This window comes from Ralstonia chuxiongensis, from assembly GCF_024158925.1.
Taxonomy (GTDB): domain Bacteria; phylum Pseudomonadota; class Gammaproteobacteria; order Burkholderiales; family Burkholderiaceae; genus Ralstonia; species Ralstonia chuxiongensis.
In genome coordinates this window covers 72904-98889 of sequence record NZ_JAMYWC010000007.1, presented here as the reverse complement: position 1 = coordinate 98889, position 25986 = coordinate 72904, and the positions used below count along the sequence as shown (strand labels likewise).

At 62.9% G+C, this 25986-nt stretch carries 27 protein-coding genes; 8 read left to right on the top strand and 19 right to left on the bottom strand.

Annotated elements, in window-relative coordinates:
• Nucleotides 1–50 precede the first annotated feature (50 nt).
• Together NKG59_RS21675 and NKG59_RS21670 are read left to right on the top strand one after the other, a co-directional pair.
• Complete coding sequence (locus tag NKG59_RS21675; RefSeq protein ID WP_253541267.1) at nucleotides 51–779, top strand: 3-ketoacyl-ACP reductase FabG2; 729 nt, start codon at nucleotides 51–53, stop codon at nucleotides 777–779.
• Nucleotides 779–2020 carry an NAD(P)/FAD-dependent oxidoreductase gene (locus NKG59_RS21670; protein ID WP_253541265.1) on the top strand — a complete coding sequence of 414 codons (1242 nt, stop codon included), beginning with the start codon at nucleotides 779–781 and terminating at the stop codon, nucleotides 2018–2020. The genes NKG59_RS21675 and NKG59_RS21670 overlap by 1 nt, the downstream gene beginning before the upstream one ends.
• Nucleotides 2021–2061: 41 nt before the next feature.
• Here the strand turns inward: NKG59_RS21670 and NKG59_RS21665 are convergent, their stop codons facing one another.
• The 13 genes from NKG59_RS21665 to NKG59_RS21605 all read right to left on the bottom strand — a co-directional run bounded on the left by NKG59_RS21665 (nucleotide 2062) and on the right by NKG59_RS21605 (nucleotide 13770).
• On the bottom strand, nucleotides 2062–2805 hold the full coding sequence (locus NKG59_RS21665) for a YoaK family protein (RefSeq protein ID WP_045203505.1): 744 nt from the start codon (nucleotides 2803–2805) through the stop codon (nucleotides 2062–2064).
• A 67-nt stretch (nucleotides 2806–2872) separates the two neighbouring features.
• Nucleotides 2873–3832, bottom strand: coding sequence for a flagellar hook-associated protein FlgL (flgL, locus tag NKG59_RS21660; protein WP_024977574.1), 960 nt, complete (start codon nucleotides 3830–3832; stop codon nucleotides 2873–2875).
• A gap of 67 nt (nucleotides 3833–3899) precedes the next feature.
• Entirely contained in the window at nucleotides 3900–5837 is a 1938-nt protein-coding gene (gene flgK / locus NKG59_RS21655) for a flagellar hook-associated protein FlgK (protein WP_253541263.1), read from the bottom strand.
• Nucleotides 5838–5952: 115 nt separating this feature from the next.
• Entirely contained in the window at nucleotides 5953–7038 is a 1086-nt protein-coding gene (gene flgJ, locus NKG59_RS21650) for a flagellar assembly peptidoglycan hydrolase FlgJ (RefSeq protein WP_253541260.1), read from the bottom strand.
• 16 nt (nucleotides 7039–7054) lie between these two features.
• Complete coding sequence (locus NKG59_RS21645; RefSeq protein ID WP_253541257.1) at nucleotides 7055–8188, bottom strand: flagellar basal body P-ring protein FlgI; 1134 nt, start codon at nucleotides 8186–8188, stop codon at nucleotides 7055–7057.
• A 10-nt stretch (nucleotides 8189–8198) separates the two neighbouring features.
• Complete coding sequence (locus NKG59_RS21640) at nucleotides 8199–8951, bottom strand: flagellar basal body L-ring protein FlgH (RefSeq protein WP_253541222.1); 753 nt, start codon at nucleotides 8949–8951, stop codon at nucleotides 8199–8201.
• Between the two features lie 32 nt (nucleotides 8952–8983).
• On the bottom strand, nucleotides 8984–9766 hold the full coding sequence (flgG, locus tag NKG59_RS21635; protein ID WP_112187279.1) for a flagellar basal-body rod protein FlgG: 783 nt from the start codon (nucleotides 9764–9766) through the stop codon (nucleotides 8984–8986).
• Nucleotides 9767–9806: 40 nt separating this feature from the next.
• Nucleotides 9807–10544, bottom strand: a complete 738-nt coding sequence (flgF, locus tag NKG59_RS21630; RefSeq protein ID WP_045203511.1) for a flagellar basal-body rod protein FlgF — start codon at nucleotides 10542–10544, stop codon at nucleotides 9807–9809.
• 45 nt (nucleotides 10545–10589) lie between these two features.
• The gene (flgE, locus tag NKG59_RS21625; RefSeq protein WP_045203512.1) at nucleotides 10590–11798 is read right to left on the bottom strand and encodes a flagellar hook protein FlgE; all 1209 of its coding nucleotides are present in this window, start codon (nucleotides 11796–11798) and stop codon (nucleotides 10590–10592) included.
• Between the two features lie 37 nt (nucleotides 11799–11835).
• Nucleotides 11836–12492, bottom strand: a complete 657-nt coding sequence (locus NKG59_RS21620) for a flagellar hook assembly protein FlgD (protein ID WP_253541218.1) — start codon at nucleotides 12490–12492, stop codon at nucleotides 11836–11838.
• A 28-nt stretch (nucleotides 12493–12520) separates the two neighbouring features.
• Nucleotides 12521–12928, bottom strand: coding sequence for a flagellar basal body rod protein FlgC (gene flgC, locus NKG59_RS21615; RefSeq protein WP_024977566.1), 408 nt, complete (start codon nucleotides 12926–12928; stop codon nucleotides 12521–12523).
• Between the two features lie 198 nt (nucleotides 12929–13126).
• Nucleotides 13127–13582 (bottom strand): flagellar basal body rod protein FlgB, encoded by a 456-nt coding sequence (gene flgB, locus NKG59_RS21610; protein WP_253541789.1) that lies wholly within the window; start codon nucleotides 13580–13582, stop codon nucleotides 13127–13129.
• Between the two features lie 5 nt (nucleotides 13583–13587).
• On the bottom strand, nucleotides 13588–13770 hold the full coding sequence (locus tag NKG59_RS21605; RefSeq protein WP_253541215.1) for a hypothetical protein: 183 nt from the start codon (nucleotides 13768–13770) through the stop codon (nucleotides 13588–13590).
• A 251-nt stretch (nucleotides 13771–14021) separates the two neighbouring features.
• On the opposite strand from NKG59_RS21605, the gene flgA reads away from it, so the two are divergent.
• The 4 genes from flgA to NKG59_RS21585 all read left to right on the top strand — a co-directional run bounded on the left by flgA (nucleotide 14022) and on the right by NKG59_RS21585 (nucleotide 17089).
• The gene (gene flgA / locus NKG59_RS21600) at nucleotides 14022–14879 is read left to right on the top strand and encodes a flagellar basal body P-ring formation chaperone FlgA (protein ID WP_045203515.1); all 858 of its coding nucleotides are present in this window, start codon (nucleotides 14022–14024) and stop codon (nucleotides 14877–14879) included.
• A gap of 121 nt (nucleotides 14880–15000) precedes the next feature.
• Nucleotides 15001–15321 (top strand): flagellar biosynthesis anti-sigma factor FlgM, encoded by a 321-nt coding sequence (flgM, locus tag NKG59_RS21595; RefSeq protein WP_024977563.1) that lies wholly within the window; start codon nucleotides 15001–15003, stop codon nucleotides 15319–15321.
• 133 nt (nucleotides 15322–15454) lie between these two features.
• Entirely contained in the window at nucleotides 15455–15916 is a 462-nt protein-coding gene (locus NKG59_RS21590; protein WP_045203516.1) for a flagella synthesis protein FlgN, read from the top strand.
• A gap of 456 nt (nucleotides 15917–16372) precedes the next feature.
• Complete coding sequence (locus NKG59_RS21585; protein ID WP_253541213.1) at nucleotides 16373–17089, top strand: LuxR C-terminal-related transcriptional regulator; 717 nt, start codon at nucleotides 16373–16375, stop codon at nucleotides 17087–17089.
• A gap of 124 nt (nucleotides 17090–17213) precedes the next feature.
• On the opposite strand, the gene NKG59_RS21580 is transcribed toward NKG59_RS21585, so the two are convergent.
• The 3 genes from NKG59_RS21580 to NKG59_RS21570 form a co-directional block, all read right to left on the bottom strand.
• Nucleotides 17214–18275 carry a porin gene (locus tag NKG59_RS21580; RefSeq protein WP_045203518.1) on the bottom strand — a complete coding sequence of 354 codons (1062 nt, stop codon included), beginning with the start codon at nucleotides 18273–18275 and terminating at the stop codon, nucleotides 17214–17216.
• A gap of 260 nt (nucleotides 18276–18535) precedes the next feature.
• The gene (locus NKG59_RS21575; protein WP_253541211.1) at nucleotides 18536–19264 is read right to left on the bottom strand and encodes a GntR family transcriptional regulator; all 729 of its coding nucleotides are present in this window, start codon (nucleotides 19262–19264) and stop codon (nucleotides 18536–18538) included.
• Nucleotides 19265–19374: 110 nt separating this feature from the next.
• On the bottom strand, nucleotides 19375–19665 hold the full coding sequence (locus NKG59_RS21570; protein WP_004631395.1) for an H-NS histone family protein: 291 nt from the start codon (nucleotides 19663–19665) through the stop codon (nucleotides 19375–19377).
• Nucleotides 19666–20137: 472 nt separating this feature from the next.
• On the opposite strand from NKG59_RS21570, the gene NKG59_RS21565 reads away from it, so the two are divergent.
• Both NKG59_RS21565 and NKG59_RS21560 read left to right on the top strand, forming a co-directional pair.
• Nucleotides 20138–20497 carry a hypothetical protein gene (locus NKG59_RS21565; protein ID WP_253541209.1) on the top strand — a complete coding sequence of 120 codons (360 nt, stop codon included), beginning with the start codon at nucleotides 20138–20140 and terminating at the stop codon, nucleotides 20495–20497.
• A gap of 138 nt (nucleotides 20498–20635) precedes the next feature.
• The gene (locus NKG59_RS21560) at nucleotides 20636–23305 is read left to right on the top strand and encodes a putative bifunctional diguanylate cyclase/phosphodiesterase (protein ID WP_253541207.1); all 2670 of its coding nucleotides are present in this window, start codon (nucleotides 20636–20638) and stop codon (nucleotides 23303–23305) included.
• Nucleotides 23306–23372: 67 nt separating this feature from the next.
• Here NKG59_RS21560 and NKG59_RS21555 read toward each other — a convergent pair whose 3' ends face one another.
• The 3 genes from NKG59_RS21555 to NKG59_RS21545 all read right to left on the bottom strand — a co-directional run bounded on the left by NKG59_RS21555 (nucleotide 23373) and on the right by NKG59_RS21545 (nucleotide 25932).
• Nucleotides 23373–23576 (bottom strand): hypothetical protein, encoded by a 204-nt coding sequence (locus NKG59_RS21555; protein WP_009277078.1) that lies wholly within the window; start codon nucleotides 23574–23576, stop codon nucleotides 23373–23375.
• Nucleotides 23577–24506: 930 nt separating this feature from the next.
• Nucleotides 24507–25091, bottom strand: a complete 585-nt coding sequence (locus tag NKG59_RS21550; protein ID WP_253541195.1) for a TetR/AcrR family transcriptional regulator — start codon at nucleotides 25089–25091, stop codon at nucleotides 24507–24509.
• A gap of 148 nt (nucleotides 25092–25239) precedes the next feature.
• Nucleotides 25240–25932 (bottom strand): TetR/AcrR family transcriptional regulator, encoded by a 693-nt coding sequence (locus NKG59_RS21545; RefSeq protein WP_253541192.1) that lies wholly within the window; start codon nucleotides 25930–25932, stop codon nucleotides 25240–25242.
• Nucleotides 25933–25986: the final 54 nt, after the last annotated feature.

Below are 25986 nucleotides of genomic sequence, written 5' to 3'. Positions count from 1 at the left end.
TGCGATGATCGCGGTATTCAGCCGAACGATCTTCAAGGGAGTCTCACCACATGAGCCGCCGTGTTCTTGTGACGGGTGCGAGCCGCGGTATTGGCCGCGCCATCGCCTATCAACTGGCATCCGACGGGTTTGACGTTTCCGTGCATTGCCGCAGCAGCCGTGCAGAGGCCGATGCCATCGTCGCAGACATCCAGGCAAAGGGCGGCATTGCCCGCGTGCTGCAGTTCGACGTGCGCGATCGCGACGCCTGCCGCACACAACTCAACGCGGACCTTGAAGCACACGGTGCCTACTACGGCATCGTCCTCAGCGCAGGCGTCACACGTGACGCTGCCTTCCCCGCCCTGACCGACGAAGACTGGGACATCGTTCTTGAAACCGGCCTGGACGGTTTCTACAACGTTGTGCACCCCCTGACCATGCCGATGGTGCGTGCGCGCAACGGCGGACGCATCGTCACCATAGCGTCCGTCTCGGGTGTGATGGGCAACCGCGGGCAGGTCAATTACAGCGCGGCCAAGGCCGGCCTGATCGGTGCCACCAAGGCACTGGCAGTGGAGCTTGCCTCGCGCCACATCACCGTCAACTGCGTGGCACCCGGGTTGATCGAAACCGACATGCTGGCCCACCTGGAACACATCGACCAAGCCCTGCAAGCCGTGCCGATGCAACGTGTCGGCCAACCCGCAGAAGTGGCTTCCGTGGTCGGCTTCCTGATGTCGGATGCAGCGTCGTATGTGACGCGACAAGTGATTGGCGTAAACGGAGGCATGATCTGATGACCGCTGAAGCAACACACGTCGACGTCGCCATCATTGGCGCGGGCCCTTCAGGCGCGGTAGCGGCAGCCTTGCTGCAGCGCGCCGGGCGCAATGTGCTGGTGCTCGAACGCCAGCATTTCCCGCGCTTCTCCATTGGCGAAAGCCTGCTGCCCCAAAGCATGGCTTACCTTGAAGCGGCGGGCATGCTGCAAGCCGTTGTGGAAGCAGGATTCCAGTACAAGAACGGGGCGTATTTCGTACATCAGGACAAGCACGCCTCCTTCGATTTCCGAGACAAGCATTCCGCGGGTTGGGGCACGACGTATCAGGTCGAACGCGCGGTGTTTGATCAAACACTGATCACAAGCGCCGCCGAACAAGGCGCCGACGTTCGCTTCGGCCACACCGTGCGCACGATGCAGCCGGGCGATGCGCCTGTGCTGGAAGTTGAAGACGAAGCCGGGAACGCTTATGCCGTTCATGCCCGCTTCGTGCTAGACGCCAGCGGTTTTGGCCGCGTGCTACCGCGCCTGCTGAATCTTGAAGCGCCGACCCGCATGCCAACGCGTGCAGCGCTGTTCACGCACGTGCGCGACGCCTTACCTGCCGGTAGCACCGATCGCGACAAGATCTGCATCGCCGTTCACCCAGAGCGGCGCGATGTCTGGTACTGGATGATCCCGCTGGCCAACGGTCGCTCGTCAGTCGGCTGCGTAGCCGAAGCGAGTTTCCTCGACGTGCCGGATGCAGAGCGCGAAGCGACCTTGCGCAAGCTGATTCAGGCCGAACCGAATATTGCAGCGCTGATTGGCGACGCGCCATTCCTCATGCCCGTGCGACAGATCGGTGGCTACGCGGCCAATGTAGAGCGCCTCTATGGGCCAGGCTATGCGTTGCTGGGCAATGCGGGCGAGTTCCTGGACCCGGTGTTTTCGTCAGGCGTAACGATCGCATTGCGCTCGGCGGACCTGGCGACGCGCGTCCTCGTGCGTCAACTCAACGGCGAAACCGTCGATTGGCTTGCCGATTACGACAAGCCGCTACGCAAAGGCGTCGATACGTTCCGCGCCTTCGTTGACCGGTGGTACTCGGGCGAGCTACAGGACATCATCTTCCACCCGCGCCACTCGCCAGGCATTCGCCGCATGATCAGCGCCATCCTGGCGGGCTACGCCTGGGACGAAACGAATCCGTTTGTAGTCAATCCGGAGCGGCGCCTGAATACGCTGCACGAGGTATGCCGGCGGGAAATGGCCTAAGGGAAGCGCCGCGCGCGCAGGCCGATGCAGCCCGGGCCCGCTTACCACCTGCGCGCCAACAAATCATCCACCACCGGCACAACGGCCAGCAGCATCAGGATGGACGCCAGCGGAATCGTGGCGGCATAACCCAGATACTTGAAGCCCAACGCGCCTGCCACGCCGCCCACGAAGAACATCCCCAGCAACGACGCCAGCAGTCGCAGCTTGGGCCGGTTGGCCACGACGGCCGGCAGGTTGCGATGCCCGTGGTTCCAGTAGATCGCCTTGCCGATTTCGATGCCGATATCGGTGGCCAGGCCGGTCACGTGCGTGGTGCGGATTTCCGCTTTCGAAATCTTGGTGATGATGGCGTTCTGCAGGCCCATCAGGAAACACAGCAGCGCCACGGTGGCCGGCACGAACACGACCCGGTATTGCCCCAGCGACGTGCCCATCAGGCCGAAGAGCAACAGCAGCGCGGCCTCAAGCATGAGCGGCAACGCGAATTCGCTCTGCGTGCTGCGCCGGCGGCCCCAGTTGACGAGCACCGCCGTGCAGGCGGCACCACAAAGGAATGCCAGCAGCGAGGCGAAGCCGGCGAGCACAAGCACGATATCGCCCAGCACAAGCGAGTCGGCCATCGCCGAGACGATGCCGGACATGTGGGAGGTGTATTGCTTGACGGCGAGGAATCCGCCTGCGTTGGCGGCGCCCGCCACGAAGGCCAGCGACTGACCGAGGCGCCGGTTGGCGTCCTCTGAGCGTTCCGGGCTGGTCAGGCGGCGAAGATACTGGATAGGCATGACCAGTCCTGACTGTAGGTTAGCCGACATGATACGCCGCGCCACCCCACCGTCTGCCCGCGGCGGATCAAGGATTGATGTACTGGAACAGCGACATGCCCTGCATGGCCGTGAACGTCTTCTGCGCGGCCTGCAGCGACACCTGCTGCTGAGAAAACTGCGAAATGGCGGTGGTGTAGTCCACCGATTGCAGCTTCGAGATCTGCTCCTTCAACTGCTCGCCGTAGTTCGAGCCGCTGCTGTTGAGCGTGGTGATCTGCGCTTGCTGCGTGCCCACCGTCACCTGCGCTTGCAGGGCGACCTGATAGGCGTTGTCCAGATTGCCCTGCGCCGTCTGCACGGCCTTTTGCAGGTTCGCGACGTCGGTGGCCTGGGTGGCCGCGCTGATCGGGGTCGACAGCGCCGAGATCAGGTTCTCGTACGTCTTGAAGATGCTCTGGTTGGTGTTCGGGTTGGACGTATCCGAGTTGGGGATGCGCACGAACACCGAATCACCCGACACCGAATTCGGCATCGAGATGTTCTGGGATACCTGCACCGTGGGCGGCTGACCGCTACCAACGTACTGCACGGAACCGCTGGTATTGGTGAAAGGATCGGTCGTGCCGTTGGCGCCGCCAAACAGGGCCACGCCTGCGGCATCGCGCTGGTTGGCCGTCGACAGCAACTGCTGGTACTGCTGCTTGACCTGCGCCAGCACACCAATTCGCTGCGAATCCGTCATCAGCGAGGTGTTGGCCCCCACCAATGTCTGCTTGCCCTGCTGCAGCGTGGTCACCAGGTTGGTCAGCGCCGAAGACACGTTGGTCAGGCGCGCGTCGGTGGCGTCGCGATTGGCTTGGTATTGATCGTTGGCGTCCTGCGTTTGCTGCAGTTGCGCCATCTGACCAAACGCGCTGGGGTTGTCGCCCGCGCTGTTGAGCGCGATGCCGCTCGCAATCTGCTGCTGCAACGTGAGCAGGTTCGATTGCGTGTTCTGCATCGAAGCGGAAGACGCTGCAAAGAATTGGGCGGTACTGACTCGCATGATCGGTCCGGACGGTAGGGCTTTAGGACGTTATCGGCAGGCGGGGCGATTTCTTCAGCCGTCCCGATCAGCCGCCGGCAATCGACAGCAAGCTGGCGAACAGCGAATTGGCGGTCTGCATCACCTTGGCGGACGCCTGGTAGGCCTGCTGATACTTCATCAGGTTCATCGCTTCGTCATCGAGGTTCACCCCCGACACCGACTGCTGCTGTTGCGTGGAGCTGGCCAGCAGCGCCTTCTGCGAGGTCAGGTTGGTGCTGGCCCGGTTGGCCTGCACACCCACCTGGGTGACGAGGTTGTTCCACGCTGTGCCGATCGACGTCGTGCCGCCGTCCAGCAGGTTGCTGTTGCGCAGCTTGGCCAGCGCGCTGGCGTTGCCGTTGTCGGTGCTGTTGGCGGTGTTGGCCGAAATGGTGAACGTATCGCCGTTGCCGGGCGAGCCCGACAGCGTCATCTGCACGCCGTTGAACGCATACGTCGCGCCCTGCGTGTACGGTGCCGTGCCACCCGTGTACGTGGTGGACGTGCCGCCCGCCGTGACCGTCACGCTGCCTGGGAACCCCGACAGCGAGCCGCCGACGGCCGAGCTGTACGTCAGGTTGATTGGCGAAGTAAGCGGCGAACCGGCATACGTGCTGTCCACGCCCAACGACGACACCGCGGCGCTGCCCGTGTTGTTGCTGCCCTGGTTGAACACCACGGGCGAGGCCGCCGCCACGTTGTGGTAATCGGTGGTGAGCGTCTGCATGGTCGCGGCCGCGTTGGCGGTCGGACGCACCAGGAAGGAATCGCCGCTGTTCATCGTGCCCGACAGGTTCAGCGTGACACCGTCAATCGTGGTCGGCCAGCTCGACACCGTTACAGAGGCGGAGCCGTCCGGATAGTGCGAAACGGTGTAGGCGCCGCCCTGGTACTTGACCTGGTAGTCGTAGCCTTGCCCCGCATTGGCGTTGGTGATGCTGGCAGTGAGCGTGCCGCTGCCGGTGTTGTTCGTGCTGGGCGCAACGCTCGGGCTGGCCACGGAGAAGAGGTCCGTGCCCATCTTGCCGTTGGCGTCCATGCCGAGCTTGTTCTGCGCATTCACGTCGGCCGTCACGGCCGTGGCCAAGCGGCCCAGGCTGTTCTGCGCCGGAATGAGCGTATTGCTGCGGAAGTCCATCAGGCCGCCGAGCGCACCGCCGCCGAGCTGGCTGTCGTCGATGTTGACCGTGCCGCCCGGGCTCTTGTAGCCGACCGACAGTTGCGTCGGGTCGTACTGCGACGGCACCGCCGTCAACTGGTAGCTCTGGTTGCCCTGCACCAGCGCCTGGCCGTTGCCCACGTAGATGTTGAACTGGCCGTCGCCGGTCTGCACCACGCTCGCCTTGATCGACTGGTTGAGCGTCTGCACAAGCTGGTCGCGCTGGTCACGCAGGTCATTGGCCGGCTGGCCGGTCGACGCTTCCGCCTTGGAAATCTGGTCGTTCAACGAGGCGATCTGCTGCGCGGTGCCGTTGACCGAGCTGATCTGCGTCTGCACCTGCGTATTGACCTGGTTGTTGAGCGAACTCAGCTGCCCGGCAATCGAATTGAAGCGGCTTTGCAGGCCCGCAGCCGCGTTCAGGAAAACCTGGCGCGCGGTGGTATCCGATGGCTTGGAGGCCAGGCCATCGGCGGCATTGAAGAAACTGGTGAGCGACGAAGTCAGGCCGCTGTTGCTGTCCGACATGTACTTGCTCAGGCCCGACACCAGGCTGTTGAGCTGATCGGCCGCGCTGGTCGAAGCCTGGCCGCTTTGTACCTGCGCAGTCAGGAACTGGTCGTAGATGCGCTTGACGGTCGTGACATTGGCGCCCTGGCCGAGATAGCCCACGCCGGCGTACAGCGGAATGTTTTCCGTCTGCACGGCTTCCTGGCGCGAATAGCCGGGCGTGCTGGCGTTGGCAATGTTGTTGCCGGTCACTTGCAGGTTGATATCGGCAACCCGCAGGCCGGACGCGCCAATATTCAGAAGGGAGCTGCTCATAGTTGTCTCGGTGCGGGCAGCATGAAGCCGCCGAAATAAGCTCTAGAAACAACATCGGCCGGACAAGCGCAAACTTGAGCCGGCCGTCGTCGCCAAAATATGCTTCTTAGATCACTCAAACGATCTGTTTGAGCACCGCCATGATCTTGTGGGCGTAGTTCGGATCGGTGGCGTAGCCCGCGCGCTGCAAGCCCTTGGCGAACGACGCCGCGTCGTTGCCGTTGCCGGCTGCCACGACGTTGCTGTAGCGCGGGTTGTTGGCCAGCAGGTTGGCGTAGTCCTTGAATGCCTCGGCATATGAGCTGTAGGCGCGGAATTTCTCCTGAACCTTGTGGGCGACGCCGCCGATGTATTCGGTGGTGGTCACCGTGGCAGTTTTGCCTGCCCACGAGCCGCCAGCCTTGATGCCGAACAGGTTGTGCGTGTTCGTGCCGTCGCGTGCCTTGATCTCGCGACGGCCCCAGCCGGACTCCAGCGCGGCATGGCCGATCATGAAGTTGGCCGGAATGCCAGTTTCCTGCGCGGCCTGCGATGCGTGGCCGATCAGCTTGTTGTAGAAGCTGGTCATGCGCTCGCCACGCGGCTCAGCGGCCACCGTCGACAGGTCAACCTCGGGCGGTGCGCTCGGCGCCTGGGCTTGCGCATCCGCCTGCTTGCGCAGGGCGGCCAGTGCACGTTGCACGCGTTCTTCCAGGCCCGGGCGCGGCACGGTGCTGATGCCCGAACCGTCGTCTTCCGTGCCTGGCGCAACGGCGGCGGCCATGCTGTTGAGCGACGAACGGGCGATCGCCTTGGCGGCATCGCTCGTGGAGCCGGTCGCACCTGGCAGCGCGGTATTGGTGGCCGTGGTGTTGGACAGCGCGGTATTCACCTTGCCGCCCGCATCCGGGTTCACGTGCGTAGCCTGACGCAGCATCTGCTTCAGAAGCTGGTCTGCCACGCCCACGCCGCGCGAGGCCATCGTCTGCGAAAGCTGCTGGTCGAGCATCGACGTGTACATCTTGCTCGACGACGAATCGAGCGGCCCGTTCTGCGGCGTTGCATCGCGCATCTGCTTGAGCATCATGTTCACGAAGATCGCGTCGAACTGCTTGGCGACGGTCTTGGCGGCGCCGGTCGGGTCCGTACGCGCCGTTTGCTTGAGCGACTCGAAACCCTTGGAGTCGAGCGCCAGGCGGCTGGTGAGGTCGGTTTGGTTCATCGTGGCCTCCCCAGCGTCAGATGATTTCCAGATCGGCGCGCAGCGCGTTGGCCGCCTTCATCGCCTGCAGGATCGAGATCAGGTCTTGCGGGTTGGCGCCAATCGCGTTGATGGCCTTGACCACGTCCGCAAGGTTGGTGCCGCCCTTCACGTTGATAAGGCTGCCGCCTTGCTGCTTGACCTCGATGTTCGAGCGCGCTGCGGCCACCGTCTGCCCTTGCGAGAACGGCGCCGGCTGGCTCACGACCGGGTCCGTGCTGATGGTGACCGACAGGCTGCCGTGCGCCACCGCGCAGGGCTCGAGCTTGACGAGCTGGTTCATGACCACCGAGCCCGTGCGGGCGTTGATCACCACACGTGCAGCGGCCAGCGCCGGCGTCACGTCAATGTTCTGTAGCTTGGCCAGGAAGCCGACGCGGTCCGACGCCAGGGCCGGTGCGCGCACGTTGATCGTGCGGCCGTCCGCGGCTTGCGCCGTATCCGAGCCAAACTGCTTGTTGATGGCGGTAACGATGTTCTGCACGGTGCCGAAATCCGTCGTGCCGGTATCGAGCTGGATGCTGCCGGCCTCACCCACCGTGGCCTGCACGGCGCGCTCCACCGTGGCGCCATTGGCGATGCGGCCAGCGCCGAGTTGATTGATCTGCACCTTGCTGCCATTGGCCGATGCGCCTGCGCCGCCAATCACCACGTTGCCTTGTGCCAATGCGTAGAGCTGGCCGTCCACGCCCTTGAGCGGCGTGAGCAGCAGCGTGCCGCCACGCAGGCTCTTGGCGTTACCGATGGACGACACCGTCACGTCGATGGTCTGGCCCGGCCGCACAAAGGCAGGCAGCGTGGCCGTCACCACCACGGCAGCGGTGTTCTTGAGCTGGATGCTCGCACCGGGCGGCACGTTGATGCCGAACTGCGTGAGCATGTTGTTGAAGCTCTGGACCGTGAAGGGGGTCTGCGTGGTCTGGTCGCCGCTTCCGTCCAGGCCCACGACAAGGCCGTAGCCGATCAGCGCGTTGTCGCGCACGCCGGCAACGGTGGTCAGATCCTTGATGCGATCAGCGTGTGCCGTTGTCGGAACAACCGCGGAAATTGCGCTCAATGCCACCAGGGCCGCGCCAAGGGTTCGATAGAACCTCGTTCGATGCAAAGTCATGGCAGATCCCTTAGAACGGCGACACGGTCAGGAAGAACCGCGACAGCCAGCCCATCTGCTGCGACTCGGCCACGTAGCCCGTGCCGCGGTATTCCATGCGTGCGTCCGCCACCTGGGTAGACAACACGGTGTTTTGATTGTTGACGGTGGTCGGGTTGACCACGCCGGAGAACTTGATCGACTCGGTGCCCTGGCCAACGGCCATCTGCTTCTCGCCGCTCACCACCAGGTTGCCGTTGCCCAGCACTTCCACCACCGTGACGGTAATCGTGGCCGTGAAGTTGTTCTGTGCACCGTTGGCGCCCTTGCTGTCGAACTTGTTGGCGTCGCTGGCCGACACACCCAGCAAAGACAGCACGCCAGCGTTCATGCCGGCGAAGGTCGGCACCGAAGCGCTCATGCTGCCCGAGCGGTTGACGCTGCCGGAGGTCTGCTTGCTGGCCGCCGTGTTTTCTGTGATCACGATTGTGATTGTGTCGCCCACCATGTGGGCGCGGCGGTCTTCAAACATGCCGCGGAACCCGCCGCTGCCCGATGCCACTTCCTGGTAGATCGCCCCGTTCTGGCGCGGCGCCATCACCGGCATCGGTGGGCGCGCGGTTGTCGGACCCTGCACGATCGGGGCCGGCGGCGGCAGCATGCCGCACGCCGTAGCGAGCAAGGCGGCCGTGCCAAGCACGGCCAATCGAACGACTCGAACAGCAGACACAGCGCGGCCGCTGTGCTTGCCATTCTGGAGCGAGTAAACCGGGGGGGTATGCATCGCACTACATCCTCAAAAACTGCGCCGTCAGCTCAAAGCTGAGACAGCTTCTCCAGCATCTGGTCCGACGTCTGGACCGACTTGCTGTTGATCTCATACGCACGCTGCGTCTGGATCATGTTGACCATTTCTTCCACCACGTTCACGTTGGACGTTTCAACGTAGTTCTGATTGAGCGCGCCCACGCCGTTCGAGCCCGGGTTGGCCAGGTTGGCCGTGCCCGACGCTTCGGTTTCGGCGTACAGGTTTTCGCCCATGCTGCGCAGGCCGGCCGGGTTGATGAAGTTGGCCAACTGGAACGTGCCCACCTGCGTGTTGTTGACCGCGCCCGGCGTGGTGACCGTCACAACGCCGTCCTTGCCGATGGTCAGGCTGGTGGCGTTCTGCGGCACCGTCACGGCCGGCTGGACCGGGTAACCGCTCGAGGTCACGAGCTGGCCCTGCGCGTTGATCTGGAAGCTGCCGTCACGCGTGTAGGCCAGCGTGCCGTCGGGCATCTGCACCTGGAAGAAGCCGTTGCCGTTGATGGCCACGTCGGTCGAATTGCCGGTCTGCTGCAGGTTGCCCTGCGTGTGCAGACGCTCGGTGGCGACGATGCGCGTACCGGTACCGATCTGCATGCCCGAAGGCAGCGTGGTCTGTTGCGACGACTGCGCACCCGGCTCGCGCACGTTCTGATACAGCAAGTCTTCGAACACGGCGCGCGAGCGCTTGAAGCCCGTCGTGTTGACGTTCGCCAGGTTGTTCGAGATGACATCCAGCTGCGATTGCTGGGCGTCCATCCCGGTTTTGGAAATCCACAGGGAGCGAATCATGTTCGAGTCCTTGGTTGATTCAATTCATTGCGCCGGCCGCTCAGGCGTGGCGCAGCAGTTCATTGGCCGACTGGGCGTTCGTGTCGCTCGTGTGCAGCGACTTCATCTGCATTTCCAGTTGGCGCGAGATTTCGATCATGTTGACCAGCGAGTCGGTCAGGTTGACGTTGCTGCCTTCCAGCGCCCCGCCGGTCACACGAACTTTTTCATCCACGTCGGCGTCCTGACCGTCGCGCTGACGGAACAGGCCGTCGGCGCCGCGGTCGATGTTCGACGGGTCGATGCTCACCAGCTTCAGACGGCCCAGCGACACGGGCGGCGTACGGCTGTCGGCGCTGATCGCGTTGACCGTGCCGTCCTTGGCAAACTGCACCGTGGTATCGGGCGGCAGCGTGATCGGGCCGCCGTCACCCAGCACGGGCTGGCCGGAGAGCGTCTGGATCGTGCCGTCAGGACCGAGCTGGAACGTACCGGCGCGGGTGTAAGCCTCGCCGCCTTCGGGCGTCTGTACGGCAAAGAAGCCTTGCCCGTCGATGGCCACGTCCAGGCTGCGGCCCGTGGTCTCGATCGGGCCGGGCGCGAGGTCCGTACCGATGGCCGAGGCCATCACATAGCTGCGCGTCGGCGACCCATCGCCTTGCACACCCACCGTATGGAACGCGTCGATCTGCGCCTTGAAGCCGGTTGTGCTGGCGTTGGCGAGGTTGTTGGCGCTGGCAGCCTGTTGATCGAACAGGTGCTTTACGCCAGTCATCGACACGTAGATCGAGCGGTCCATGCGAGTGTCCTTGGTGTGCGGTCAGTCAGCTTCGGGCAACGACGATTACATCGTCACCAGGGTCTGCAGAATGGTGTCCTGCGTCTTGATGGTCTGCGCGTTGGCCTGATACGAGCGCTGGGCAATGATCATGTTGACCAGCTCGGCAGACAGGTCCACGTTGGATTGCTCCACCGCCGATGACTGCAGCAAGCCGAACGAGCCCATGCCCGGCGTACCCAGGTTGGGGGCGCCCGAGTTGGACGTTTCCACCCACTGGTTGCCGCCGATGTTCTGCAGGCCTTCCGGTGCCTTGAAGTTGGCCATGGCGACCTGGCCCAGCGTTGCCGTGCGGCCATTGGAGTAGCGCGCGGTGACGGTGCCATCGGTACCGACCGCGTAGCTGGCCAGGCGGCCAGTGGCGTAACCGTCTTGCGTCACGCCCGGGGCGGTGTCGTTATAGCCGCCGCCGTACTGCGTGGTGCCCGTGAAATCCATGCTGGCGATGCTCATGCCGGGGAAGGCCGTGGCGATCTTGCTCGGCGTGGAAGTCAGCTGGCCGCTGCTGTTGAAGGTGAGCGACGTAACCGGGTTGCCGCCGGTCGGGTTGTTGCCGTCCACTTGCGAGTACACATCCCAGCCCGCGGCGGTGCGCACGTAGTAGTTGGTCAGCATGTGGGCCGTGCCCGTGCCGTCGTACACCTGTTCCGAAACGGAGTGGTTGAACGTGGCCGAGTTGGTGGGCGAGAACGGCGTGGTGGTCGGCGCCGTGGCGGCCGCATCCAGGTTCACGCCGAACGCGGTGTTGGTGGTGGCCAGCGGCGCCAGGTCGTTGACGGGAATCTTCAGGTTGGTCAGCACGGCCGTGTTGACCTTGCCGGTGGAATCCACGCCGTAGCCGGTCAGGTTCTGGCCGGTGGCCGAGATGATGAAACCGTTCTTGTCGGTCTGGAACTGGCCGTTACGCGTGTACGACACCTGGCCGCTGGACGGGTCGACCATGCGGTAGAAGCCCGTGCCGTTGATGGCGATGTCCAGCGGGTTGCCGGTGTTGGTCACGTTGCCCTGCGTGAACGACTGCGACACCTTGGTCACACTCACGCCCTGGCCGATCTGGTTGTCGGACGCACCCACGAGCGAGCGTGCGTACACGTCGCCAAACTCGGCGGTCGATTTCTTGTAGCCGACAGTGTTGGCGTTTGCCACGTTGCTGCCGATCACGTCGAGGTTTGCAGAGGCGGCGTCGAGACCGCTGAGGCCTTGCTGGAATCCCATAATGTTCTCCCGTAGATAAAAAAGCGGGTTCGACCCGTTACTGAATGGTGGTGACGTCCGACAGCTTGGCCGTGTTGCCCGAGGCCAGTTGCAGCTGCGTCGTTCCGTTGGTGATGGTCACGCCCGTCACCTTGTCGGCGCCGGTGGCGTTGGCCGTTGTGATCTTGCCGCCAAGCGTGGCGGAAACCGAGATGGAGTACGAGCCGTCGGCCACCGTGGCGCCGCTGTCGTTCTTGCCGTTCCAGGTGTAGTTGCCGCTGCCGGCGGACATCTGGCCCAGATCGACCGAACGCACGGTGTTGCCGTTGGCATCCTTGATGGTCACGACCACATCGTCGGCGCCGTTGGGTACCGAGATGCCGAAGTTGGCCGTGCTGGAGGCCAGCGTCAGGTTGGACGACGGCACCTGCACGGTGCGGCCGATCAGCGACGAAGCCTGCGTGGCCGCGTTCTGCGTTGCCATGCTCGACATGGTGGTGTTCAGTTGCTGGATACCGTTCACAGTGTTGATCTGCGCAAGCTGCGAGGTCATCTGCGAGTTGTCCATCGGGTTGAGCGGATCCTGGTTTTGCAACTGCGCAACCAGCAACTGCATGAACGTGTTCTGCAGATCGGTGCCGCTGGTGATGGCAAGCTGGTTGCCGGAGGTCGTGCTAGAGGTGCCGGTGGTGCTGCTGGTTGAGCTGACGGTCATGTTCGTGTCTCGCGATGAATAGAGCCGCTTACTGGCCCAGAGTCAGAGCCTTGGAGGCCATCGTCTTGGTGGTGTTGGCGACTTCCACGTTGGCCTGGTACGAGCGCGACGCAGAAATCATGTTGACCATTTCGTCCACCACATCGACGTTCGGCATGGTCACGTAGCCGTCTGCATCGGCCAGCGGGTTGCCCGGCTGGTGCATGCGCTTCATGGGGGTGACGGTGTCTTCGACCACACGGTCGACCGACACGCCGGTGGCGTAGTCGTCAGACTCCTGCACGGGCGAGAACACCACCTGCTTGGCGCGGTACGCCTTGCCGTCCGGGCCCGTCACGCTTTCGGCGTTAGCCAGGTTGGAGGCGACCACGTTCATGCGCTTGGACTGCGCGGTGAGCGCGCTGCCAGCTACATCCATCACCTTGAATAGCGACATGTTGATTCCGATGTCTTCAAATACTGTTGCCGGCACCGCTGCCGGACCGATCCGGTTGTTCTGTATGGCGGCTTGCTCCGGACCGATATTTCCCGGCCCGGAGCGCCACACAGTTCCCGCCCCTCTTTCGCCGCGCGTGATTGCTGCGCGGTCGTCTTAATTGCCTGTCTGCTGCTCTTACTGCTCTGCTACGTCGCGCTAGCTGTTTTGAATCGCTGCCAGCATCGACTTGATCTTCTGCGTCACGATGCTCAGATCGGCCTCGTAGCGCACGGTGTTATCGGCAAAGCGCATGCGCTCGCCATCCATGTCCACCGTGTTGCCGTCGATGGACGGCTGCTGCGACGTGCGGTACTGCACTTCGCCCTGCAGCGCCTTGGTCTGCTGCGACAGCGACGCCTGCATCAGCGACACCTCGCCGGCCGGTGCGCCATCTACCGTCAGGTGGCCCGCAGCCGTTGCCGTCATCGGCAGGCTGTTACCGCTTTGCTGGCCGACCGCCTTCTGCAGCGCCGACTGAAAATCGAAGTCGCGCGCCTTGTAGTTGGGCGTATCGGCGTTGGCGATGTTCGAGGCCAGGATCTGGTGACGCTGCGAGCGCAAGTGCAGCGCCTGCTCCTGAAAACCGAACAACTGATCCAGCTTGTCGACCATGTCTGTCATTCCTTGCGCGTGGCGCCCTGGTTACTGCTGCCACCCGCCTGGGTTGCGTTCTGTTCTGTATTGCGTTTGCGTGTTGCGCGTTCCCTTCGGACGGAGAACTCGGCATCAGCGGCCCCTTCAAAACCGCCGATGCCGTCTCCAAAACCGCTGAACCGCTTGTCATGCTGAGTTGCCGTCATGCGACCTCAGTGGAAAAGACCTGTCTGCGAATCCGATATCTGGCCGAAGAACGAGCAACCTCGCCACCTACCGGAACAGGCTGTACGGCCAGGAACCGCACAACGCCAGGGACTTCACCACGTTGCAAAGTCTAGGGGCCGGTGTGCAAGACCATTCGTCCGAATAAGGGGGGGATTGGCCGACATTTCCGCATTTGGCGCTCGCGCACGCGTGGCTAAACTTCACCGGACTTTTGATGAAGGGGCTCTCCATGTCCACGCGGTTTGCACGCAGCGCGCACCACCCGACCCGAACTTCCGTCACGGCCATGCCGCTGGCTGGGCGCCAGCGCAAGCTGTTGTTGATCCTGGCGCTGGGCCTGCTGGCCAGCGTCGTGCACCCGATCCTGGCGCACGCACAGGGCATGGTGCGCGTCGGCTATCCGCCGGCCCAGGCCGTGCAACAGCCCGCGCAGCCCACCACCATCCAGGGGCCGAACGCCATCCAGATGCAGATTCAGCAGCAACTGCAGTCGCAACTGGACATCCTGGGCGGCACGAATGAGACGGGCGCGCCACGTGCGTCGGTGGAAGTTGGCCCCGTGGATGCACGCGTGGCCAATCAGCCCTGCGACCAGATCGACCTGATGCTGCCGGCGGCCAACCGCCTGCGCGGCCGTATACAAGTGGGCGTGCGCTGCCGCTCGCCGCACGCCTGGGCGGCCTGGGTGCCGGCCACGATTCAGATTACGGGGACGTATTACGTCGCGTCGCACCAGCTCTCGCCGGGCAAGACGCTCGATATGGGCGATCTGGAAGCCCGCACGGGCGACCTTTCGATGCTGCCGGCCTCGGTCGTGCAACAGCCGGCCGATGTGGTGGGGCGTGTACTGCTCACCAGCGTGGCTGCCAACCAGCCGCTGCGCGCCGAAAGCCTGCGCCTGCCGATTGCCGTGCAGGCCGGCCAGACGGTCAAGCTCCTCGCCGAGGGCGGCGGCTTCCAGGTCAGCAGCGACGGCCGGGCCTTGAACCAGGCGGCCGTGGGCCAGGTGGCGCAGGTGCGCACCGCCAACGGCAATGTCGTCTCCGGCATTGCTCAGTCCGCTGGCGTCGTGGCGATCCAGTTTTAAGACCAAATTGATAACGACTGATCACTTTTAACCGTGATGCGTTATCGATACCTGCCGCTAAAGTTTGAGCCGGGGTTGGCCGTTATGGGTGATAGGATGAACGCGCTCTTCGGAGACACCCGTGAAAATCAACCATATCGTGAACAACACGCCGGCCGTTGCGCCGACCAAGGACGCTGCGTCCGGGTCGACGCGCGCGACCGGCTCGTCCCCGGCCGCTACGACGGCTTCGGGCACCACGCGCCACACCGGCGATTCGCCGTCGCTGTCGGTCCAACAAGTCTCGCGCCAAGTGGGCAGCGGCGACTTCGACGCCGCACGCGTCGAGCAGATCCGCAGTGCTATTCAGAACGGCACGCTCAAGATGGACGCCGGCAAGATCGCCGATGCGGCGCTTTCCGACGCGCAATCGCTGCTCTCCACGCGCTCCAAGAAGGTCTGACGGGGGGTTCCCGTCGTCCGTCCCCTGTATTTTCTGACGCCGCCGGTCCGAGGGTTTCCGCCTCCGGACTGATCGCGGCGGGGCGGCGTGCCGGCCGGCGGCTGCCCAAGCTTCCCAGCCTGAGGTAGTCACCATGGACAACACACTGCTGATCCGCACCCTTGCCGACGAGCAGGAACTGCTGCGCGCAGCCACCCTCACCCTGGATGCCGAAGCGCAGGCGTTGCGCGACGGCGACATGGTGGAACTCGAGCACATCACCCAGACCAAGCAGAAACAGCTCGCTGCGTTGGGCGAAGCCGACCGCGACCGCCGCCTGTGGTGGGCCCAGCACGGCGGTGCCGATCCGTACGGGCTGGTCAAATACCTGCGCACCGACGAAACCGCCAGCCGCCTGTTCGACGAAAACCTGGCCCTGGCCCGCCTGCTGCGCCAGCGCAACATCGACAACGGCACCCTGATCGACCTGCGCCTGCGTGCCACGCAGAACGCGCTGTCCGTCCTGCATGCTGCCAACAACGGCGGCGGCACACCCTACGGCCGCGACGGCAAACAGCCGCTGTCGATGCCACGCTTCTCCGTCGTCGCGCAATAAGCCACCACAACACGTTTTTGGGTACAAAAGCCCCGCTTTACGCTTACGTCAATGGGCGTGAAGTGGGGCTAGCTGCTGCTGCCTGATCCTGCTATGTATAGAGGGTCCAGCACACCACCGATCGGGGTAAACAAAAAGGTTTACATCCCATTGATGGGTGCAACAAGCATGCTGGGGATTTATTCTGCGATTTTGGCGGGGTTAATCCTCCGCGCCTGGCGACATAAACAAGAAAAACCGGAAGGAAATTGCGCCTGAATGGCGTGCCAAGGTTTCGGCCCGGCGGCACCGCACTGCGGTGACTGCCGGTTGAACGGGGAATATACCGAGACCGCACGCCAGAAGCATTTTCCACAAGCACGGCTGCATTGATTTTGGACCCAGTGGTCCAAATAGGCGCGGCAACAAGCTGATTCCGGAAATGGGCAAACAAACCATAACCAGACAGGCGGCGCAGTGAAATCAATCGTAGTGGAGGCACACCCTTTGGTGCGTGCCGGCGCGACCCATGTGTTGCAATCCTTGCCGGCCATCACCGAAGTGGTCAGCGTCGAGCCGGACGAAGCTCTCTTTGAAAACCTCGCGGCGCATGCGGACGCCGAACTGGCCCTGATCGGCCTGCCCTTACCCGGCATCGACGATCTGCCAGCCCTCTCCCGGCTGCTTCAACAGCCGCATCCCCGACATGTCGCCGTACTGGGCGAAACCGATTCCGCTGCGCATGTGCGTACGCTGATGCAATTGAATGTCTCGGCATATCTGCTGAAAAGCTATTCCGGCAAATTGATTGCAGCGGCATTGGAATTGGTGCTCGCCGGCGGCCGTTATGTGCCGGCGTCGATCGTGCTGACACGGCCTGAAGCGATTGCGGCAAGTTCGGCCAACGGTAATGACGATGGCGCGTTGCTCGGCCTGACGCAGCGGCAATATGAGATTCTCGTCTTGCTCTCGCGCGGGCATCCGGTCAAAACCATCAGCCGCATGCTGAGTATTTCCGAGGCGACAACCAAGGCGCATATCAACGCGCTGTATCGCCGGCTTGAAGTGCGCAGCCGTACCGAGGCTGTCTTCGTGGCCACGCAGCGCGGCGCCATGCTGCTGAATCAGCCAAACATTGGAGCCGAGGCCCCAGCGCCGCTCTCGCCGCCGTTGCGCCTGGCGCGCACCGGCTGACGCCGCCGCCCTTTCGGTTTTTCCACATAACAAAAAACGGCGCCCGGAATCCGGACGCCGTTGCAAATGCCCGCCCACGCTGTCGACACGTGGGCGGTGACAAGGAAAAGCAGAACGCGAAGGCTTAGAACTTTGCGCGAATGCCTACACCGAAGGTGTCAGCCGTCGAGAGGTCCGACACCTTGTCGCGGAAGTAAGCCGCATACACATCGGTGCGCTTGGACAACGAATAGTCGTAGCCCACCGCCCAGGTGTTGCGCTTCACGTCAGCCGCACCCGAGGTCTTCGTGTAGGCATACGATGCCAGCACGGCGCCCGGGCCCACCGGAATCGACACGCCCAGCTGACCGCCGTTGCTCTTCGCGTCGCCGGTGCTGATCGTGTTCTTGATGTACTGGTATTGGCCGTACAGCTTGACCACGCCAAAGTCATACGTGGCACCCAACTGCCCCGCCGTCTGGCGCGCAAAGCCAGCCACCAGGCTGTTCAGGTCGCCAGGCGCGCCGTCGTAGCGCACCTGCTGGAACGCCGCCGTTGCTGCAAAGTTGCCACGGAAGTACAGCAGGCTGCCGCCCCACTTGTTCTGACCGTTGTGGCCGGCTTGCTCGCCCGCGCCGTAGATCAGGTTGGCCGTCAGGCCGCCCATGTCCGGCGTGGAATACATGATCGAGTTGTCCCAGCCAGAATCCCCCACCAGGCCCGAGATACCTGCGGCGCCCGTACGGCCGTTGCCGAGGTAGGTGTGGAACACCATCGGCGAGAACGTGTACGAATCGATGAACGGATTAAACAGGATCGTCGAAACGAAGTACGGCGGGGTGTTACGGCCGAGCTTGATCGAGCCCCAGCTGTTCGACTGCAGACCGACAAACGAATTACGGGCGAAGAAGTGGTCGCCATCAAAGCGGCCGGACTTGCCGGTGTCGGGACGGAAGAACGCTTCCAGCGTGAAGATGGCCTTCAGGCCGTTGCCCAGATCTTCGCTGCCCTTCATGCCCCAGTATGACGTCGACATGCCGCCCGAGTTGACGCCCCAGGCGCGGTCCTGGCCCAGGTTCTTGGTGGCGCCCGCCCAGGCATCCACCTGGCCATACAGCGTCACAGACGATTGGGCCTGCGCCGCGCCTGCAGTCAGGGCCGCCGCGGCAGCCAGTGCGGCCAGCGAAAAACGTCGCTTGAGTTGCATTGTTGATTTCTCCCTCTTGTGGTTCCGGTGTGTTGAATCGACTGAATCAGCGTTGAAGCGGCAGGTGGCTCAACCCGCCGCCGCTGAGATGGCGCCGTGAATGCAACTGCCGTGCCAATACGTTGTCGGCAAAGCGTCGCTTCACAAATAAATACGTTTTCTGGGGAAGGGGCGCAGACTAGCTTGAATACTTTAGGCGGACAAGTCCCCATCGCGGGGTGTGTGGCGCCGTTTCTGCACCGGTCTGGCGCAGTGCGCTTTCAGTCGTTTTGGAGCACGCGGATGTCGACTTCGCGCGTGTAGCGCTCGGGGGAAAAATCGCAGTACGTGAGGGAGATCGGCACGTCGGCCACGCTGTAGCCGATGCGGCGCACGCGCACCAGGGGCACACCCGCTTCCACACCGAGCTGCGCAGCCTGGTGGGCATCGGACACACAGGCAAGCGGCGCCTCGCGTGAGCGCGCGATAGTCAGATTGGCGCGCTGGAAGACCTGCACGAACAGGCGATCTTCAAAGTCGCGCGCCTCCAGCATCGCCGCGAGCCTGGACGTCAGCCAAGTACGCAGCAGCATGATGGGTTGCCCATCCACCTGGGCGCGACGCTCGACGAACGCCACCTGCGCGCCGACCGCCAGGTCAAGCGCAGCGGCCACGGTCTCGTCGGCCAACTCCAATCGAAATGCGCTGACCGTATAGACGGCCCCCGGCACGTATTCCAGCGCTGCGTCGGACTGGCCCGGCGCGTACAGCACCGGCCGATGCGGTCCCACGCGATCGAGCACCACGCTCCGCTGCCCCCGCGAGCGCCGGAGCAGCCCGCGCGCCGCCAGCTCATTCAGCGTGCGGCGCGCCGTCAAGCGCGATACGCCGTAGCGCTGGGCGACTTCGTTCTCGCTGGGCGCGATGCTGCCCGCCGGCAGCGTTCCGTGCAGGATGTCGAGCCGAATGCGGTCGGCCAGTTCAAGGTATTTGGGCAGGCGTGGCGTCATGCCGTCGTTATACAGGAACGATCATCGGGGGCAGCAATGCAAATGGCCCACCGGGCAGGTGGGCCATTTGCATTGCACGCTTGCGCGCGCGTCAGGCAGCGCCTGGCAGATCAGGCGATCAGGAATTTATCGCGGTTCTTGCCGATCCAGGCCGGAGCACGGCCGCGGCCGGACCACGTTGCGCCCGTCTTCGGGTCACGGTACTTGGCCGGCACCGGCGCTTTCGCACCGGCACGGCGGCCGCGACGCTGAGCCAGGCCCAGGTCTTCAGCCGTCAGGCCATATTCGGCAACCGTCTGGCGCACTTGCTGGATCACCGCTTCCAGCTCCTTGGCACGCGCAGTTTCGATCTGCTCTTCCAGTTTGGCCTTTTGTGCAACCAATTCCTTGTATGTCGCCATATGCGCTCCCAATAAATTCTGGTGTGAAGTCTGGTGTGGATCAGATATTAGATCAATTGTATTCATAACTGAAATCAAATTTCAACGTTTTTGATCATGTCCCTTCAAACCGTACCACTAAGCCAAAAATCAAATCGAGGCACACCGGATGCCCAGGTTTCAACCCGAAATCCAGATTGGCGCATCGGATTAGCGTGCGCGATCATGCAAGGCCGCAAGCCGGTATCGCGCTGCATTTCAGTGCCACCACCATAGCAAGCGCTGCCGGGTCCCGCAATTCCGGTTCTTGCTCCAAGCGGCAATCTGCGGCATCGCAGCAGTACAGCAAACGCAATTTCTATTCATACGCAAGCTGCTGGATGCCGGGCATGCCATTGCACCGCGATTGCGACCGCAGTGGCATGCTCATTTGAGCGAGCGGTAAAACGATTCAATGCGCCACCTTTCTTGGTTGCAGCTGGACGAGACAACGATGAATTCGCCCTGGCCATGTCGTTTTTACTCTCTGCTTTTGGTCTTTGGCGCGCTGGTCGGCTCCCTGTTTGTTGCCGCGACGCTTTTCTTTCCCGAACGTTCTGTCGAACGGATCAGCGCTTATTTGATCCTGACAATGGGAACATGCGTTTTGATGTGTGCAATCGGATTGGCACTGACGCATCGCTGGATCGATCAGCACTTCACCGTGCAGGAAAATGGAAATGGCCGGGATTCCGAAATGGAACCAGCGCCGCCAGCCAAGCCACGGCAAACCGATTTGAAACCCGCCACCCACCCGAACAACATCGGGACCGACAAACCGAATCCGCAATGTGTTGTATCGGCCACAAACTAGGCTTTGCGCCGCGCACGACTTTTGCGCATCATGAAGAGCATTGCCCTCGGCTTCCGGTAGCCGGCGTTCTCGTGGCCAGCGTCGCCCGAGGTCCATGCTGAGTGAGATATTGGGCAATACCTCAGGTTGGAGCGTGGGATGCCAGACGAAATTTCCTACCCGTTGTCGGCGCAAAGCCTTCCGGTTCCGCTCTATGTGGTGCTCGAAGGCCGCATCGTCTTTGCCAATGCAGCCGGTGTTTGCATGGTGCGGGCGCTTTCGTCCGACCAACTGCTCGGCGAGCCCTTTTCGCGCTTCTTCCAAGACGTGCCCGCCTGGCTCGAGACCCATACCGGCGGCGACGCCGATGCAAGCCCGCCCGATGCTGGCGCCACGTCGGCGGCGCAACTTGTCTCCGCCCTTTGCGCAGGCGACTCCAACGAGGTGGTCAGCGTTCGGCTGACGGTCACGCCAACCCGCTTTGACGGGCTGCCGGCGCAGCAGGTTGTCGTGCACGGATTGCCGCTGCCGCTCGATGCGCAACTGCCGGGCAAGGCCGGCGAACGCGTGCTCAGCGTCGAGGCCATTGGTGCCGCGCTGCCGCACGAGCATCTCGATCATCTGCTTTCCACACTGCCGTCCGCCGCCTCGCTGGGCGAGCGGTTGCATGCTGCGCTGCGGGCGCTGGAAGCAGCGTTGCCATCGACGCTCTGCGTGGTGGTGCGTGTCGTCTCCGGGCGCGCGAGGCTCTATGGCACGCAGCGCGCCCGGGCGAAGCTGGCATTGCGCGACGATCGTGCAGCGCACCTGCCCACCGCAGCGCAGGGTGAATTCGATATCGAACTGGCACGCATCGCGCCACTGCTCAATGAGCTGGCGCCCATCGAGCTGATTCGCGAAACCAATGCGCCCACGGCTGTGCGCGAAGCGCTCGTGCGCGTGTTGGATACCGTGCAGCCGACATGGCTGTGCCGCATCCCGGCCCAGCATGGCGGCATGGCCGTCGCCGATGATCTGCTCTGCCTCTTCTTCCCAACGGCCAACCCGACCGACGACGCAACGTTGCGCGCCGAGTGCGGCCGCTACATCGCCGCGCTGGTCAAGCTGCTGCGCCTGGAGAATGAATATCGCCAGTCCCGCGAGCTGCGCGATCAGTACCGGCTGGTCGTCAACCATCTGAGCGAGGGCGTGCTGACGCTGTCCACCGATGGCCGCGTGCTGTCGTACAACCGCAGCGCGGCCGAGATCCTGCGCATGTCGGGCCCGTCATGGAAAGGCCGCCCGCGTGTGGCACTGAACGACATGATGTTGGGCGAAGACGGCGCCATCCTGCCGCGCGCCGCATGGCCCTCCACGCTGGCCGCCCGCACGGGGCGCGCGATCAGCAACGTCGTCGTGGGCGTGCCGGCTGGCAATGGGCAGATCGTGTGGCTGCGTGAATCGGTGCTGCCGATGTTCTCGCCAGACAGCGCATCACCGCATGCGGTGCTGGTCATCTTTACCGACATCACGGCCGAGCGGTCCGCCTACGAGCAACTTCGCCTGCTGGAGACCAAGGATTCGCTCACGGGTCTGCCCAATCGGGCGGCGTTCATCGAGCGGCTCGATGCGCGGCTGACGCTGCCGTCCACGGGCGAATCCGCGCTGCTGTATATCGGGCTGGACCACTTCAAAACCGTGAACGAGGCGATGGGGCACCACGTGGGCAACCAGGTGCTGAACATGGCGGCGCAGCGCATCCGCGCCCAGGCGGGCCAGCGCGCGTTGCTGGCCCGCCTGGGTGGCGACCAGTTCTGCGTGGCCATCGATGACCCGAAGGCCGCCGACACACTCGCGCAGCAGGTGCTCGACGCGCTGGCCCGCCCCTTCACCGGCGGCGAACGCGAGGTGCATCTGTCCGCCAGCATTGGCGTGGCGGCCTACCCCGAAGACGGCGCCGATGCGGCCTCGCTAGTCAGTCACGCTGAAGCCGCCATGTACCGCGCCAAGGAAAACGGCCGCAACCGCATCACCCGGTATTCGCGCGCGCTGGAAACGCAGATGCTGCGCCGCTTCACGCTCAACGAGCGCATGCGGCGTGCGCTGGGGCGAGGTCAGGTGCGGCTGGTGTATCAACCCAAGTACGCGCTGGAATCTGGCGAACTGGTGGCGGTCGAAGCGCTGATGCGGTGGTCCGACCCCGAGCTGGGCGCAGTGTCACCCACCGAGTTCATCGACGTGGCGGAGGAGTCGGGCTACATCCTCGAACTCGGCCGCTGGGCGCTCATGCAAGCCTGCGCGCAGGGCGAGGCGTGGGCGCGCAAGTTCGGCTTCACGGGCCGCATGGCGGTCAACGTGTCCGCGCGGCAGTGCGATGCCGGCGTGATCGAGCGCGACGTCGACGAGGCACTCAAGTCCTCAGGCATGGCGCCGGGCCGGCTGGAGCTTGAATTGACGGAAAGCGTGCTGCTGGCCGACCGGCAATCGACACAGCGTCTGCTGATGAGTCTGGCCGCGCGGGGCGTGCGTATCTCCCTTGATGATTTCGGCATCGGGTTCTCTTCGCTGTCGTATCTGCGCAGCTTGCCGATCCACAACATCAAGATCGACCGATCGTTCATCAGCGGCGTACCCGGGGTGGCCGACTGCGTGGCACTCACCAAGACCATCATCGCAATGGCCCGCGCACTGAACATGACGGTCACGGCCGAAGGTGTGGAGACTCCCGAGCAATCGGCGTTCTTGTCCGCGCATGCATGCGACGAAGTGCAGGGCTTCCTGTTTGGGCGACCCCTTGAAGTGTCTGCACTGGAAGAGTTGCTGCGCACCCGAAGCCGCGCGCAGGCATAAAAAAACGGACCAAAGGTTTAACCTCGGGTCCGTTTCTTTTCAGTTCGACGCCCAGGTCGAACCGAAATCAACGCGTCGATACGTTGCCCACCAGGCCGCCCAGCGCGGCGCCGCCCAGCGTAGCACCGGGGCCGCCAATCAAGGCTGCGCCGGCCAAGCCACCCACACCCGCACCAATGGCGGTATTACGTTGACGTGCCGTCATGTCGGCACAGCCGGTTGCAGTCAGCAGCGTGGCACCGGCCAGCAGAATCGTCAGTACCCGAACCATGTTCTTCTCCTTGAATGCGTCGGTCGCGATCAGCCATCGCGTATCGGAAGTCTGGCCAACGGGCGCTCAATATGCTGTTTCAAGTTGTAATCAATCGTTGCAATGTGCAGACCGGCGTCTCCCGACAATCCCCTGCCACATTCGCGAGCAGCGCCGATCAAAACCCGTCACCACGCGGGTCGGATGATGTTTCCCACAGACTTATCCACATGTTCTGTGCATAACCTGCCCAAACGGCGAAGACCCAAGTCACAAAAGGGCTTGACGGGTTTGTGCAAACGTGCAGATCACGTAAAACGTATGCGCGCGGGGTGAGTTATCCACATCGAAGGTGCCTGTTACATCGTGCAACAAACCCTTGTGCGTCAAATGCTTGCGGGAGGTTCTGCAAGCGGTGCGCGCGATGCTGTGGACAAGTGGCATCGCCCTCAAAACGGCTGATGAAGTGATCGATTAGTTGCGGATACAGCGCTCGATTAGTTTGGGATACAGCGTGCTGGTGTCAGCTGCAGGGTCTTACGGGATGAGGCGTATCCGAAACTGATCAAAGACGAGTAGAACGCGCGCGGAAAACTGGCATATCGGGCAATGCTGCAATGCAGCGTGGATAGAAACTCTTTGAGCCGTGAACGAGGAAAAGATTGCCTCGGCTCAATTCGAACCACACAATCGCGGCCCGCTTCGATGACGTTGTTGGGAATGTACTGACGCTTCGACTCCCAGGACGAATCGTGTGCGGTCCCCTTTCCATGCCGACTTGCATTGCATCAGAACCTGCAGCGGGGTCGGCGTTTGACACCCCCTAGTTCTGAAAGGCAATGTGGCACTCGACAACAAAAGTCCCACCGACAGTAACTTTACCCAGATATGATATTCATCATATTTTGATCCAGAAAAAAAATGTGCTCCCGTCCGTGCCGGCGCCCCCTCTTAGACATCGCCGGCAGAAGTGACTTGCTTCAATGCAGCCGCAAGTAGCGCGTCGGAGAGCTTTGGGTCATCGACAGCACGTGCAAGCGTCAACGTGCCGACCATCAGCGCAACGGTGACCAGTGCATGTTCGTGCGCACTCGGTTGCCCCCAATCTGGCAACTGCCGGGCAACGAGATCGATCATCTCCTTGATGCGACGCGTTGCGGCACGCCGGACCTCTGGCGCCTGACGCGGCATTTCCGAGGCGAGTGCAGCGGTTCCACAGCCGGTTTCCACACCCTCAACGTGCTCTTTCGAGAGATAAGCTTGCGCCATCGCCCGCAACACTTCCTGAGGTGGCGTGGTGGCAGCGATGTGCTCCATGAGCGCCACGCCCTCTGCTCCCGCTTGGTCGGCTGCCTCTGCAAGCATCGCTTCACGGGATTCGAAGTGCGCGTAGAAACCTCCGTGCGTCAGCCCAGCATCCTTCATGATGTCGGCCACGCTAGTGCCGTTGTAGCCACTTCGTCTAATCGCGCGCGCGGCGGCCCCGACAATGCGCTGGTGGGTGATTTCTTTGGCAGTTGGAGTAGACCTTTTCATATGACGGCCAGCATATTCGAATGCTCTGGCCCCCGCAAGCAGGTGTTTCGCACGGTGCGAACGACCTCATCGTTATGCCGCAATGATGTACGTGTAGATGTGCAAGACGTATCGGTCAATCTGGACTGGGCAGCGGCTACGCCTTAGTTCACTTCCGCTTTCTTGATTTTCGTGCGCTCAGCACTTCTGCTTTCGTCTTTGACGGACCAGCCCAGTTAGTGAGAACGGCTGCGGTCGAAGCCTCTACCTTCTCGCGCACGGCGCCCAAACCAATCACCACATTGCTACACAGGGGGACAAGGATCTCCGACGGCGGGTCAGCAACCTCGGAAAAATGGCCGGCAAGTTCGAGCATGACAAATCCATGCACCGCGCTCCACAGTTGCATGGCTATGAGAGAAGGTTCCGTCTTGCGAACACATTTCGCGTCAACCATGCGCGTGCACGCGCTGACAAGGTGTGTATAGGCAACCTTGAACGCGGGTGAATGTTCGCTCGAAGCTTGCGACGCAGGACCCCATGAGGGTCCGTATCTGCCGTGAATGGAAAGACCAAACATCAGGTCGTACAGATGCGGGTTGCTTCGCGCAACGCCCCGACACGCCAAGGACAGCGCGCATAGATCGGCAAACGGGTCATCCGTAATCGGCACCTGCTCGAAGGCGGCCACCAACCTCTGCAGGCCCTCGTCTGCCACAGCGCGCAAAAGCTCTGGTACGCCACCAAAGTGCGTGTAGACGCCCATGGTCGAGACACCCGCCTCGCTCGTCACTGAACGGGCTTTGACTTCGCCCGGTCCATTCTTCGCAAGCAAGCGAATAGTTGCCTCGATGAGACGCATGCGGGCATCAGGGTTTGACCTATCTACGGACATATTGCAAGGGCTCCATAACAT

Coding starts and splice junctions, on each gene's coding strand:
- NKG59_RS21675 (WP_253541267.1), top strand. CDS start 51: ATGAGCCGCCGTGTTCTTGTGACGGGTGCGAGCCGCGGTATTGGCCGC.
- NKG59_RS21670 (WP_253541265.1), top strand. CDS start 779: ATGACCGCTGAAGCAACACACGTCGACGTCGCCATCATTGGCGCGGGC.
- NKG59_RS21665 (WP_045203505.1), bottom strand. CDS start 2,805: ATGCCTATCCAGTATCTTCGCCGCCTGACCAGCCCGGAACGCTCAGAG.
- flgL (WP_024977574.1), bottom strand. CDS start 3,832: ATGCGAGTCAGTACCGCCCAATTCTTTGCAGCGTCTTCCGCTTCGATG.
- flgK (WP_253541263.1), bottom strand. CDS start 5,837: ATGAGCAGCTCCCTTCTGAATATTGGCGCGTCCGGCCTGCGGGTTGCC.
- flgJ (WP_253541260.1), bottom strand. CDS start 7,038: ATGAACCAAACCGACCTCACCAGCCGCCTGGCGCTCGACTCCAAGGGT.
- NKG59_RS21645 (WP_253541257.1), bottom strand. CDS start 8,188: ATGACTTTGCATCGAACGAGGTTCTATCGAACCCTTGGCGCGGCCCTG.
- NKG59_RS21640 (WP_253541222.1), bottom strand. CDS start 8,951: ATGCATACCCCCCCGGTTTACTCGCTCCAGAATGGCAAGCACAGCGGC.
- flgG (WP_112187279.1), bottom strand. CDS start 9,766: ATGATTCGCTCCCTGTGGATTTCCAAAACCGGGATGGACGCCCAGCAA.
- flgF (WP_045203511.1), bottom strand. CDS start 10,544: ATGGACCGCTCGATCTACGTGTCGATGACTGGCGTAAAGCACCTGTTC.
- flgE (WP_045203512.1), bottom strand. CDS start 11,798: ATGGGATTCCAGCAAGGCCTCAGCGGTCTCGACGCCGCCTCTGCAAAC.
- NKG59_RS21620 (WP_253541218.1), bottom strand. CDS start 12,492: ATGACCGTCAGCTCAACCAGCAGCACCACCGGCACCTCTAGCACGACC.
- flgC (WP_024977566.1), bottom strand. CDS start 12,928: ATGTCGCTATTCAAGGTGATGGATGTAGCTGGCAGCGCGCTCACCGCG.
- flgB (WP_253541789.1), bottom strand. CDS start 13,582: ATGGTCGACAAGCTGGATCAGTTGTTCGGTTTTCAGGAGCAGGCGCTG.
- NKG59_RS21605 (WP_253541215.1), bottom strand. CDS start 13,770: ATGACGGCAACTCAGCATGACAAGCGGTTCAGCGGTTTTGGAGACGGC.
- flgA (WP_045203515.1), top strand. CDS start 14,022: ATGTCCACGCGGTTTGCACGCAGCGCGCACCACCCGACCCGAACTTCC.
- NKG59_RS21590 (WP_045203516.1), top strand. CDS start 15,455: ATGGACAACACACTGCTGATCCGCACCCTTGCCGACGAGCAGGAACTG.
- NKG59_RS21580 (WP_045203518.1), bottom strand. CDS start 18,275: ATGCAACTCAAGCGACGTTTTTCGCTGGCCGCACTGGCTGCCGCGGCG.
- NKG59_RS21575 (WP_253541211.1), bottom strand. CDS start 19,264: ATGACGCCACGCCTGCCCAAATACCTTGAACTGGCCGACCGCATTCGG.
- NKG59_RS21570 (WP_004631395.1), bottom strand. CDS start 19,665: ATGGCGACATACAAGGAATTGGTTGCACAAAAGGCCAAACTGGAAGAG.
- NKG59_RS21565 (WP_253541209.1), top strand. CDS start 20,138: ATGAATTCGCCCTGGCCATGTCGTTTTTACTCTCTGCTTTTGGTCTTT.
- NKG59_RS21560 (WP_253541207.1), top strand. CDS start 20,636: ATGCCAGACGAAATTTCCTACCCGTTGTCGGCGCAAAGCCTTCCGGTT.
- NKG59_RS21555 (WP_009277078.1), bottom strand. CDS start 23,576: ATGGTTCGGGTACTGACGATTCTGCTGGCCGGTGCCACGCTGCTGACT.
- NKG59_RS21550 (WP_253541195.1), bottom strand. CDS start 25,091: ATGAAAAGGTCTACTCCAACTGCCAAAGAAATCACCCACCAGCGCATT.
- NKG59_RS21545 (WP_253541192.1), bottom strand. CDS start 25,932: ATGCGTCTCATCGAGGCAACTATTCGCTTGCTTGCGAAGAATGGACCG.